This window comes from Salipiger bermudensis (assembly GCF_019801965.1).
GTDB classification, from domain to species: Bacteria; Pseudomonadota; Alphaproteobacteria; order Rhodobacterales; family Rhodobacteraceae; genus Salipiger; species Salipiger bermudensis_A.
Genome location: NZ_JAHVIA010000003.1, coordinates 304,824 through 316,489, shown reverse-complemented (window position 1 = coordinate 316,489; position 11,666 = coordinate 304,824). Strand labels below are relative to the sequence as shown.

At 63.2% G+C, this 11,666-nt stretch carries 11 protein-coding genes; 3 read left to right on the top strand and 8 right to left on the bottom strand.

Annotated elements, in window-relative coordinates:
- Nucleotides 1-127: 127 nt before the first annotated feature.
- Together KUV62_RS08545 and hrcA are read right to left on the bottom strand one after the other, a co-directional pair.
- Nucleotides 128-685: a nucleotide exchange factor GrpE gene (locus tag KUV62_RS08545; RefSeq protein ID WP_222603263.1), complete on the bottom strand. Its 558-nt coding sequence runs from the start codon at nucleotides 683-685 to the stop codon at nucleotides 128-130.
- A gap of 9 nt (nucleotides 686-694) precedes the next feature.
- The gene (gene hrcA / locus KUV62_RS08540; protein WP_222603262.1) at nucleotides 695-1,759 is read right to left on the bottom strand and encodes a heat-inducible transcriptional repressor HrcA; all 1,065 of its coding nucleotides are present in this window, start codon (nucleotides 1,757-1,759) and stop codon (nucleotides 695-697) included.
- 113 nt (nucleotides 1,760-1,872) lie between these two features.
- Between hrcA and rph the strand changes: the two genes are divergently transcribed.
- The 3 genes from rph to hemW are packed head-to-tail and all read left to right on the top strand — an operon-like array spanning nucleotide 1,873 to nucleotide 4,338.
- On the top strand, nucleotides 1,873-2,586 hold the full coding sequence (gene rph / locus KUV62_RS08535; RefSeq protein ID WP_222603261.1) for a ribonuclease PH: 714 nt from the start codon (nucleotides 1,873-1,875) through the stop codon (nucleotides 2,584-2,586).
- Nucleotides 2,583-3,194, top strand: a complete 612-nt coding sequence (rdgB, locus tag KUV62_RS08530) for an RdgB/HAM1 family non-canonical purine NTP pyrophosphatase (RefSeq protein ID WP_222603260.1) — start codon at nucleotides 2,583-2,585, stop codon at nucleotides 3,192-3,194. The genes rph and rdgB overlap by 4 nt, the downstream gene beginning before the upstream one ends.
- Complete coding sequence (gene hemW, locus KUV62_RS08525; protein WP_222603259.1) at nucleotides 3,187-4,338, top strand: radical SAM family heme chaperone HemW; 1,152 nt, start codon at nucleotides 3,187-3,189, stop codon at nucleotides 4,336-4,338. Before rdgB ends, hemW begins: the two co-directional genes overlap by 8 nt.
- 74 nt (nucleotides 4,339-4,412) lie before the next feature.
- On the opposite strand, the gene KUV62_RS08520 is transcribed toward hemW, so the two are convergent.
- Genes KUV62_RS08520 through rho form a run of 6 tightly spaced genes read right to left on the bottom strand, consistent with a single transcriptional unit; the run spans nucleotide 4,413 to nucleotide 11,224 of the window.
- Nucleotides 4,413-5,321: a ParB/RepB/Spo0J family partition protein gene (locus KUV62_RS08520; protein WP_222603457.1), complete on the bottom strand. Its 909-nt coding sequence runs from the start codon at nucleotides 5,319-5,321 to the stop codon at nucleotides 4,413-4,415.
- A 25-nt stretch (nucleotides 5,322-5,346) separates the two neighbouring features.
- On the bottom strand, nucleotides 5,347-6,156 hold the full coding sequence (locus KUV62_RS08515) for a ParA family protein (RefSeq protein WP_222603258.1): 810 nt from the start codon (nucleotides 6,154-6,156) through the stop codon (nucleotides 5,347-5,349).
- Nucleotides 6,149-6,772, bottom strand: a complete 624-nt coding sequence (gene rsmG / locus KUV62_RS08510) for a 16S rRNA (guanine(527)-N(7))-methyltransferase RsmG (RefSeq protein WP_222603257.1) — start codon at nucleotides 6,770-6,772, stop codon at nucleotides 6,149-6,151. Before rsmG ends, KUV62_RS08515 begins: the two co-directional genes overlap by 8 nt.
- Nucleotides 6,769-8,637: a tRNA uridine-5-carboxymethylaminomethyl(34) synthesis enzyme MnmG gene (mnmG, locus tag KUV62_RS08505; protein WP_222603256.1), complete on the bottom strand. Its 1,869-nt coding sequence runs from the start codon at nucleotides 8,635-8,637 to the stop codon at nucleotides 6,769-6,771. Before mnmG ends, rsmG begins: the two co-directional genes overlap by 4 nt.
- A gap of 12 nt (nucleotides 8,638-8,649) precedes the next feature.
- Nucleotides 8,650-9,933 (bottom strand): tRNA uridine-5-carboxymethylaminomethyl(34) synthesis GTPase MnmE, encoded by a 1,284-nt coding sequence (mnmE, locus tag KUV62_RS08500; RefSeq protein ID WP_222603255.1) that lies wholly within the window; start codon nucleotides 9,931-9,933, stop codon nucleotides 8,650-8,652.
- Nucleotides 9,934-9,952: 19 nt separating this feature from the next.
- Nucleotides 9,953-11,224: a transcription termination factor Rho gene (gene rho / locus KUV62_RS08495; RefSeq protein ID WP_222603254.1), complete on the bottom strand. Its 1,272-nt coding sequence runs from the start codon at nucleotides 11,222-11,224 to the stop codon at nucleotides 9,953-9,955.
- Nucleotides 11,225-11,666: the final 442 nt, after the last annotated feature.

Here is an 11,666-nt window from a genome sequence, read left to right as displayed (position 1 = left end):
AAGGACCGCTCCACGTGCAACATCGCTCAAATGACCCCGGTCTTCTTCTGGCCGAAAATATCCCGGGGGGAGTCCGCCCCGGGCGGACGGGGGGCAGCGCCCCCCTCCCGCGTCGGGAACGCAGAGATCAGCTCGCCGGCATCGAGCTCACGCCGACCTGCGCGGGGCGCAGCAGGCGGTCGTAGAGCATGAAGCCTTCCGCCGAGACCTGGATGATCTCGCCCGCCTTGGTGCCCGGCACCGGCGCCTCGAACATCGCCTCGTGCTGCTGCGGGTCGAACTTGTCGCCGACCTGCGGCGAGATCGTCGTCATGCCGTGCTTCGAGAAGGTGTTGGTGAGCTCGCGCAGGGTCAGCTCGATGCCCTCGATCAGCGCCGCGGCGGCGTCTTCCTCGCGCGCCACGCCAAGCGCGCGGTGCAGGTTGTCATAGACCGGCAGCAGGTCACGGGCGAGACGCGAGCCGCCATATTGCTGCGCCTCGCGGCGGTCCTTGTCGGCCCGCTTGCGCGCGTTCTCGGCATCCGCCAGCGCGCGCATGAAGCGATCCTTGAACTCGTCGCGCTCGGCACGCAGCGCATCGATCTCCGCTGCCTCGGTATCGATCTCCTCGGCCTCGTCCGCATAGGCCTCGGCCTCGGCGGCTTCGATGTCATCGAGAAACTCGTCGTTCTTCGGGTCTGCCATTGTTCACCTCTAGCTCCGCTCGGCAATCAGCTTGCCGACCAGCTGCGCCGTATAATCCACGATCGGGACGATCCGGCCGTAGTTGAGGCGCGTGGGTCCGATCACCCCCACCGCGCCGATGATCTTACGATCCGCGTTCATATAGGGAGACACCACCAGAGAGGAACCCGAAAGTGAGAAAAGTTTGTTCTCCGAGCCGATAAAAATGCGCACCCCGTCGCCGGTCTCGGCGAGTTCCAGAAATTCGGCAATGTCGCGCTTGCGCTCGAGGTCGTCGAACAGGCTGCGGATGCGGTCGAGCTCCTCGGTCTCGGCCTCGGTGCCGAGCAGATTCGCCCGTCCGCGCACGATCAGCCGGGCCGAATTGTCGGCGTCGCTCTCCCACGTGGCGATGCCCGCCTCGATGAGATCAGCGGCCAGCGTGTCGATTTCCCTGCGCCGGCGCGAGATCTCCTCGGCCATCACCCCGCGCAGCTCAGAGAGCGTCTTGCCCTCGATCAGCGCGTTGAGGAAATTCGCCGCCTCCCGCATCGAGCTCGGCGTCTGGCCGGGCGGCGGTCGGAACAGCCGGTTCTCCACGTGGCCATCGCCAAACACCAATACCACCAGCGCCCGATCATGGCCCAGGCTGACGAATTCGATATGCTTGATCGGCGCCTCATGCTTCGGCGTCAGCACCAGCGAGGCGCCATGAGTCACCCCCGACAGCGCCGAGCCGACGCGGTCAAGAATGCCGCCAACATCATCGCCGCCCGGCCCCAGCGTGGCGTCGAGCTTCTCGCGGTCCGAGAGGTCGAGATCGCGCACTTCGAGCAGCCCGTCGACAAACATCCGCAGGCCAAGCTGGGTCGGGATCCGCCCGGCGCTCACATGCGGGCTGTCGAGCAGGCCGAGATACTCGAGGTCCTGCATCACGTTGCGGATCGTGGCAGCCGAGACCTTCTCGCTCAGCGACCGCGTCAGCGTACGCGAGCCCACCGGTTCGCCGAACTCCAGGTAGCTCTCGACGACCTTGCGGAACACCTCGCGCGAGCGATCGTTCATCTCTTCGAGCAACCGGGTTCCTTCTTTCATCCGTGTCTCTCCGCGTCCTTGGGCCATTAAAAGCCCCTCTCCTGCGCCGTCAATCGGGGTTGCGGGGATAGCGGGGCACCAGTATCCCGGGCGCAACCGAGAAAGGGACTTCCATGAGACCGTCAGGACGAGATTTAAGCGAAATGCGCCCCGTTTCAATCGAGACGGGTGTCACGAAACATGCCGAAGGGTCGTGCCTGATCAAGATGGGCGATACGCATGTGATCTGCACTGCCTCGCTCGAACCGCGCGTCCCTCCGTTCATCAAGGGCTCCGGCCTCGGCTGGGTCACCGCCGAATACGGCATGCTGCCGCGCTCCACCGGATCGCGCATGCGCCGCGAGGCCACCACCGGCAAGCAGGGCGGCCGCACCGTCGAGATCCAGCGCCTGATCGGCCGCAGCCTGCGCGCCGGCGTCGATCGCGTTGCCCTCGGCGAACGCCAGATCAGCATCGACTGCGACGTGATCCAGGCCGATGGCGGCACCCGCTGCGCCGCGATCACCGGCGGCTGGGTGGCGCTGCGCCTCGCGGTCAACAAGCTGATGAAGGCCGGTGACGTGATAACCGATCCGCTGATCTCGCCGGTCGCGGCGGTGAGCTGCGGCATCTATGCCGGCCAGCCGGTACTCGATCTCGACTACCCCGAGGACAGCGAGGCCGGCGTAGACGGCAATTTCATCCTGCGCGGCGATGGCCAGCTCATCGAGGTCCAGATGTCGGCCGAGGGCGCGACCTTCTCGCGCGACCAGATGGGCACGCTGCTCGATCTCGCGGAATCCGGCGTGGCGCAGCTCGTCGAGGCACAGAAGGCAGCGACCGCATGACCCGCAAGTTCGAGGGCAAAACGCTTCTGGTCGCGACCCACAACCGGGGCAAGCTCGAGGAGATCACCGATCTTCTCAAGCCCTTCGGTGTCGAGGTGGTCGGCGCCGCCGAGATGGAGCTGCCGGAGCCGGAAGAGACCGGCACCACCTTCGTCGAGAACGCCCGCATCAAGGCCCATGCCGCCGCGAAGGCCACCGGCCTGCCGGCGCTGTCGGATGACAGCGGCATCGCCATCGATGCGCTGGACGGTGCGCCCGGCGTCTACACCGCCGACTGGGCCGAGACCGGCAATGGCCGCGATTTCATCATGGCGATGACCCGTGCCCATGACGAGCTTGTCGCCTCCGGCAAGCCCGAGCCCTGGACCGCGCGCTTCTGCTGCACCCTGGTTCTGGCCTGGCCCGATGGTCATGACGAGGTCTTCCCCGGGGTGATGGAAGGCCGCGTGGTGTGGCCGATGCGCGGCGATCAGGGTCATGGCTATGATCCCGTCTTCGAGCCGCAGGGCTACGACATCACCTTCGGCGAGATGGATCGCTGGGAAAAGAACAGGATCAGCCACCGCGCCGATGCCTTCGCCAAGTTCGTGACGGGCTGTTTTGGCTGAGACCTGGCAACCCGGGGGCTTCGGCCTCTACGTGCACTGGCCGTTCTGCGAGGCCAAGTGCCCCTATTGCGACTTCAACAGCCATGTCGTGTCGCACGTGGATCAGGCCCGCTGGGCGGCGGCGCTGGTCAGCGAGCTCGCCCGCTACGGTCGCCAGACCGAGGGTCGGGTTCTGCGCTCGATCTATTTCGGCGGCGGCACGCCCTCGCTGATGGCGCCGGAGACGGTTCGCGCCGTGCTCAATGCCTCCCGCGATCACTGGGCCTGGGCCAACGATATCGAGATCACCCTCGAGGCCAATCCCCGCTCCGTCGAGATCAACAAGTTCGAGGGCTTCGCAATGGCGGGGGTCAACCGCGTGTCGCTCGGGGTGCAGGCGCTGCGCCCCGACGACCTCCGCCGCCTTGGCCGTCTGCACGATGTCGACGAGGCGGTTCGCGCGCTCGACATCGCCAAATCGACCTTCAACAGGGTCAATTTCGATCTGATCTACGGCCGGCAGGGGCAGAGTCTTGCGGCGTGGGAAACCGAGCTGCGCGAGGCCCTTGATCTCGCCGCCGACCACCTGTCGCTCTACCAGCTGACCATCGAGGAAGGCACCGCCTTCTGGGACCGTGCCCAGGCCGGCAAGCTGCGCGATCTTCCGAGCGAGGATCTCGGCGCCGACCTCTATCTCGCGACGCAGGAGATCTGCGAAGTGGCAGGCAAGCCGGCCTACGAGGTCTCGAACCACGCCGGTGACGGCGACGAGTCACGGCACAACCTGGTCTATTGGCGCGGGGGTGACTACGTCGGCATCGGCCCCGGCGCGCATGGCCGGGTGACGGTCAACGGACAGCGTAGCGCCACCGTGGCACGCCGCGCCCCGGGCGACTGGATCAACGCCGCAGAAGCCGGTTCGGGGGACCTCGAAATTGAGGCTCTGACCTCCCAAGATGTATGGTCGGAATACATCATGATGGGTTTGCGCCTTAGCGAAGGCCTAGATCTTGCGCGCGCTCACCTTATCGATCCTGGTCGCACAGAGGCCCTGTCGCTCGATCCGCTGGTCGAGCTTGGATTGCTCTGGCATGAGGGCGAGCGTTTCGGGGCTACGCAACAGGGCCGAATGCTGCTCAACACCCTCACCGCCGAGCTTCTCTGAAGCCCTCCAGCAAGACATGAAAAAAGCCCCGGCGCCATCCGGCCCGGGGCTTTTCTTTCTCTCTCTACCCTGCCCTACCGCGACGAGCTCAGGATCATGCAGAGCGTATCTAGTTCCTCGAGGCTCTCGTAAGATATCGTGAGCTTGCCTGCTTCGGTGCCCGGCTTGTGCGCCACCGAGACTTTCATGCCAAGCGCCGCCGAGAGATCGCCCTCAAGCGCCCGCGTGTCCGCATCCTTCTCGACAGCCTGCGGCGCCGCAGCGGACACTTTGGGGCGTTTCGGCTCTGATGCACCGCGAACAAGGGCTTCAGCCTGCCGCACCGACAGCTTCTTCGCCATGATCTCGCGCGCGATGACGTCGGGGTTTTCTGCCGTGACAAGCGTCCGCGCGTGACCGGCGCTCAGATCACCGTTGCGAACGTAATCCTGCACGCTGTCGGGTAGGTTCAGCAGGCGCAGCAGGTTGGCGATATGGCTGCGGCTCTTGCCAAGGGCCTCGGCAATCTTCTCCTGTGTATGACCAAATCGGAACATCAGCGCCTTGTAGCCCGCAGCCTCTTCGATGGCGTTCAGGTCGGCACGCTGGATGTTCTCGATGATGGCGATCTCGAGCGTTTCCTGGTCGTCGAGCTCGCGCACGAGAACAGGCACCTCGTGCTGCTGCGCCAGCTGCGCCGCGCGCCAGCGGCGTTCACCGGCGACGATCTCGAACTTGCCCTCCTCATTCGGCGCCGGGCGCACGATGATCGGCTGGATGATGCCCTTGGTCTTGATCGACTCCGAGAGCTCCTGCAGCTGCTCGGTCGTGAAGGTGCGGCGGGGCTGGTCCTTGTTGGGGACCAGGCTTTCAATTGGGACCATGCGGTCCGGGGTCTTCGGGGTCATGCTGTCCTGCTCGCGGGCAGGTGCAATATCGACATCCGACATCAGCGCGGACAATCCGCGCCCCAGACCCCGGCGTGCTTCCTTCTTCTCTGCCATCTCTGCTCTTTCTTTTCTTCTGGTCTCAGGCGGCGAGCCGCGCATTCTTGCGCAGCAATTCGTCGGCAAGGTCGCGATAGGCCGCAGCCCCCTTCGACTGGCTGTCATAGTTCAGCACCGACATGGCGTAGGACGGCGCCTCGCTGACCCGCACATTGCGCGGGATCACGGTCGAAAACACCAGGTCGCCAAGGTTGTCGCGGGCATCGTCTTCGACCTGGCGCGACAGGTTGTTCCGCGCGTCATACATGGTCAGCAGAACGCCCTCGATCCGAAGGTCCGGGTTGGCGCTCTGGCGGATTTCGCGGACCGTCAGCATCAGCTGCGACAGCCCCTCAAGCGCAAAGAACTCGCTCTGCAGCGGGACAAGCACGGAATGCGCCGCGACCATCGCGTTGACCGTCAGCAGGTTCAGCGAGGGCGGGCAATCGATCAGCACATAATCGAAGCCGAACGCGTCGATCTCGGTCTGGCGCAGCGCATCGTGCAGCAGAAAGCTGCGCTTTTCGTTCGATACAAGCTCAATATCCGCCGAGCTGAGATCCACCGTCGCCGGGATCAGATGAAGGTTTTCCTGATCCGTCGGCAGGATCGCATCCTCAAGCGCGACGTCGTCAAGCAGCAGCTCGTAAGTCGTGTATTGCCGATCATCCGGTTCGATCCCGAGCCCGGTCGACGAATTGCCCTGAGGATCGAGATCGACGACCAGGATCTTCAACCCTTTCTCCGCCAGCGCGGCGCCAAGATTGATCGTCGTCGTGGTCTTCCCGACGCCGCCTTTCTGGTTGGCGATGGCGATGATCTTGGGGGCGCGGGGCCGCGACGGATCAGACATGTGTCAGCTCTCCGATGGTCAGGACGACTGCATTTGGATCAGTTATACTTGTACGCGTCGCGAGATCGAACTTCCACGATTCCCGCGCGGCGGCGACTTCTTTTTCCCAATTTGCGCCCTTCAGGAACACCCCCTGCCCTTCCGGCGCCAAGTGTCGCTCGGCGAAAGACAGCAGTGTCGGAAGGTCCGCAAGAGCGCGTGCACTGAGAACGTCCGCTTGAAGCGGTTCGAGCTGCTCGATCCGCGCAACCTTTACATCTGCCGTCACCCCGGTTTCGCGCAGAACCGAACGCAGGAAGACCGCCTTGCGCTGATCGGATTCCACCAAGGCCACTTTCAGCCCGGGCGCAAGCTCATGTGCCAGGATCGCAACCACCAGACCGGGGAAGCCTCCGCCTGCCCCGAGATCCGCCCAGAGGCCCGTATCGTGCTTCCGGAGCTCGAAAACCTGAGCAGAATCGATGATATGACGGTTCCATCCGTCGGAGAGGGTGCTCTTTGAGACGAGATTAATCTTCGGAGACCACTTCTCGAGCATGGATGCGAAATGGTGCAGCCGGTCTTGTGTTTCACGTGAAACATTAAGCTCCGGCAGGCGCGCGTCGAGAAGGCTCATGCAGACTTCACCTGCCCATGGCGGCGGAGCCGGAGGAGAAGCAAGGACAGCGCGGCCGGCGTCATCCCATCGACCTTGGACGCCTGAGCGAGGTTTTCCGGTCGTGCAAGCGAGAGCTTGTGCTTCAGCTCGTTTGAGAGGCCTTCCACCGTGGCAAACTCGAAATCGCGCGGGATGGTCATGGCCTCATCACGCCGCAGCGCCTCGACATCCTTCTGCTGACGCGCAATGTAATTCGCATACAACGCATCCCGCTCAAGCTGCTCAGCGATCACAGCGTCGATCTCTGCGAAGGACGGCTCGCCCCGCGTCAAGGTCTCCATCGTCACATCGGGAAATGCGAGAAGCTGAAAGCCATTCCGCTTTTGCCCATCAGGAGAGACCTGGATCCCCATGGCTCCGAGGTCCTTCGGTGCAAATTGACGGGATTCCAACAGCTCGCGCCCCTCCGAGAGCTTCTCCATCTTTGCCTCGAAGGCCACACGGCGTTCCTCGGAGAGGCAGCCAAGCTCGATCGCCCTAGGTGTCAGCCGTTGATCGGCATTGTCTGCGCGCAAGGATAGCCGGAATTCGGCGCGCGACGTGAACATACGGTAGGGCTCGCTCACGCCGCGCGACGTCAAATCATCGATCATCACGCCGATATAGGACTCGGAGCGGCCAAACTGCACGCTCCCCTGCCCCATTGCCTCCAGCGCCGCGTTCAAACCGGCCACAAGACCCTGCGCTGCGGCTTCCTCGTAACCGGTCGTCCCGTTGATTTGCCCCGCTAGGAACAAGCCGCCGACATTTCGGACCGCCAGACGCAGATCCAGCGACCGCGGATCGACGAAATCATACTCGATGGCATAGCCCGGCTGCAGGATCTCGGCGCGCTCGAGGCCGAAGATCGAGCGTACATAGTCGAGCTGGACGTCCTCCGGCAACGAGGTCGAGATGCCGTTGGGATAGATCGTGTCATCGTCGAGCCCCTCGGGCTCAAGGAAGATCTGGTGAGAGGTCTTGTCGGCAAACCGCACGATCTTGTCTTCGATCGACGGGCAGTACCGAGGACCGATCCCCTCGATATGGCCCCCATACATCGCGGAGCGATCGAGATTCTCGCGGATAATCTCGTGCGTGCGCTCATTGGTATGGGTGATACCGCAGCTGATCTGCCGCGCGGCGGGCGCCTTCGACAGAAACGAGAACAGCACCGGATCGTCATCTCCGGGCTGCTCCTCAAGCTGAGACCAATCGATGGTCCGCCCATCGAGACGCGGCGGGGTGCCGGTCTTCAGCCGCCCGAGTTCGACCCCAAAATGGTCGATCCGTTCGGCGAGTTTCACAGAAGGGCGATCTCCCATGCGGCCACCGGGGCGACTCTTGTCGCCGATATGGATAACGCCGCGAAGGAAGGTCCCGGTGGTCAAAACCACGGATCCACAGGACAGCTCGGAACCATCTTCCAGGATCACGCCTGTCACGGTGTCCCCCGCCATCATCAGGTCAATGACTTCGCCCTCGATGATGGTGAGATTTGCGGTCGCCTTCATTTCGCGCAGCATGGCTTCGCGATAGAGTTTCCGGTCAGCCTGGGCGCGTGGCCCTTGCACGGCGGGCCCCTTGCGCCGGTTCAACAGTCGATACTGGATGCCCGCCTGGTCCGCGACACGGCCCATAACGCCGTCAAGCGCATCGATTTCGCGGACGAGATGGCCCTTCCCCAGCCCGCCAATGGCAGGATTGCAGGACATGACCCCGATCCCTGCCTCGGTCAGCGTGACCAGAGCGGTCCGGGCACCCATGCGCGCAGACGCCGCCGCGGCATCCGCGCCGGCATGTCCACCACCCACGACGACAACGTCGAAATCACGATGTTTCACGTGAAACACTCCTCACTTACCGATGCAGAAGCTTGAGAAGATCTCGTCTAGCAGATTCTCAACGTCGATGCGACCGATCAAAAGCTCGAGCGCGCGGATTGCCGCCCGGATTTCCTCGGCCGCAATATCGTAAGCGTCGGGCCCGCGCAGCAGCAGACCCATCGCATCTTCCAGAGCGATCCGGCCCTCAAGAAAAGCCACGCGATGACGTTCCCGCGTCGCAAGCCCCGCCGCCTGGACCTTTTCCGACAGGCGCGCACCGATCTCGGAAATCAGCCCATCGAGCCCCTGCCCCGTCTTCGCGGAAATGCCTTTGCCATCGGCAGAGAGATCCGCCTTGGAGCGCAGAACGATGTCGCTCTCCAAGGCGTCAAAATCCGGCATCCCGCGCTCGTCACTCAGGATCACGCGAAGATCCGAGGTCATGGCCCGATCACGCGCACGGGCGATGCCGATCTTCTCGACCGGATCCTGCGTCTCCCGCAGCCCCGCCGTGTCGAGAAGCGTCACCGGAAGCCCGGCGATCTCCATGCGCACCTCGATGACATCACGGGTCGTGCCCGCGATCTCGGAGGTGATCGCGGCGTCGCGCCCCGCCAACGCGTTCAACAAGCTCGACTTGCCGACATTCGGCGCGCCGACAATGGCGACCTCGAAGCCGGTGCGGATGCGCTCGGCGCCGTCCATGCCGCGAATCTCGCGGTCGAGACCGGCCATGACGCGCTCCAGGTAGCTGCGCACCTCTCCGGACACATCGACTGGAACCTCTTCATCGGCAAAATCGATCGTGACCTCGAGCAGAGAGGCCGCATGAACGAGATCGCGGCGCCAGTCTTCAACCCGTTCTCCAAGCGCACCGGCAAAGACCCGGAGGGCCTGGACGCGTTGGCTTTCAGTCTCGGATTCGATGAGATCGGCCAGAGCTTCGACCTGCGTCAGGTCGAGCCGGTCATTTTCCAGTGCGCGGCGGGTAAACTCACCGGCTTGCGCCATGCGAAGCCCGTCCATTTCCTCGAGTTCCCGAAGAACGGCGCGCTGGATCGCGACGCTGCCATGAACATGAAACTCGGCGACGGCCTCGCCGGTGAAGCTGGCCCCTTCCGCGAAGAGTAAGACCAAGGCTTCATCGAGTACCTGCCCCGCGCGATCCTTCAACCGGCGCAGAACAGCCTCGCGCGGCTTCGGCAGCGCGCCAGCCAATTGCTCCGCCGCCGCCCAGGCGGACGGGCCGGAAACGCGGATGACCGCTACGCCGGCTTTCCCCGGCGCACTCGCAAGCGCAAAGATGGTGTCCAAACCTGCCTCCCGGCCGGCGTCAGCTGTTCATCGAGTCGAAGAATTCCGAGTTCGTCTTGGTCTGCTTGAGCTTCGACAGCAGGAATTCGATGGCGTCGGTGGTGCCCATCGGGTTGAGGATGCGGCGCAGGACGAAGGTCTTCTGCAGATCCACCTTGTCGATGAGCAGATCCTCTTTCCGGGTACCCGACTTGAGGATGTCGATCGCCGGGAAGACGCGCTTGTCGGCGACCTTGCGATCGAGAACGATCTCGGAGTTGCCGGTACCCTTGAATTCTTCGAAGATCACCTCGTCCATACGGCTGCCGGTGTCGATCAGCGCCGTCGCGATGATGGTCAGCGAGCCACCTTCCTCGATGTTCCGCGCCGCACCGAAGAAGCGCTTCGGACGCTGCAGCGCGTTGGCGTCGACACCACCAGTCAGAACCTTGCCCGAGGACGGCACCACGGTGTTGAAGGCACGACCAAGTCTTGTGATCGAGTCGAGAAGGATCACAACATCTCGTTTATGCTCGACCAGGCGCTTCGCCTTTTCGATGACCATTTCCGACACCGCCACGTGGCGCGTCGCCGGTTCATCGAAGGTCGAGGAGACGACCTCGCCTTTCACCGAGCGCTGCATGTCGGTGACTTCCTCGGGGCGTTCGTCGATCAGCAGGACGATCAGGAAGCATTCCGGGTGGTTCTTTTCGATCGAGGTGGCGATGTTCTGCAGCAGGACGGTCTTACCGGTCCGCGGCGGCGCCACGATGAGCGAACGCTGGCCTTTGCCGATCGGCGCCACGAGATCAATGATGCGGGCCGAGCGATCCTTGATCGTCGGATCCTCGATTTCCATCTTCAGCCGCTCATCGGGATAGAGCGGCGTCAGGTTGTCGAAGGCAACTTTGTGACGGGCACGCTCGGGATCCTCGAAATTGATCTTCGAGACGTCGACCAGCGCGAAGTAGCGCTCTTCGTTGTCGGGGGCGCGGATTTCGCCTTCGATGGTGTCGCCGGTGCGCAGCGAATACTTCCGGATCATCTCCGGCGAGACGTAGATGTCGTCGGGACCGGGGAGATAGTTGGCTTCCGGAGAACGCAGGAAGCCAAAACCGTCCTGGAGCACCTCGAGGACGCCATCGCCGCAGACTTCCCAGCCTTCATCCGCCCGCTCGCGCAGGATCTGGAACATCATCTCGCCCTTGCGCATGGTCGAGGCGTTCTCGATCTCGAGCTCCTCCGCCATGGCGAGCAGATCCTTCGGGCTCTGCGCCTTCAGGTCAGAGAGGTTGAGCGTTTCGCTGCTCATGCTGAATCCTTTCGGGCCAAGCGTGTCGTCGGCCTCAAAACTGTCTTTCTCTGGGAATTGATCAGCCCGGACGGGCGTCGGACTCGGATTTAGCTATCCCGAGGGGGTGAGTCAATCTTGCTGAGAGATCGAGAGGCGCGAGGCCGGGGCCTCCCTTATCTCAAGAAAGAAAGAGAAAGGATGATTTTGGTTTAGGCCCCCTCGAGTCCGGTGGATTATTGAGTTCTCTCAGAGTTTTCCCGATCCGGATTGCCTGTGGATAAGATTGTGGGGTGCGATACGAGAAGTGCGCAAACTAAACGGAATTATTGTTCATAATCATAAGCTTGTTTGAAAGAAACAGTCTCGGGACAACTTTGGGACAGGCAGGGGAGCGAGGGGGGCATCCCCAGTGGTGAGTTATCCATGCCCACAGACTCAGGAATCACCCCGGCGCGCCGTG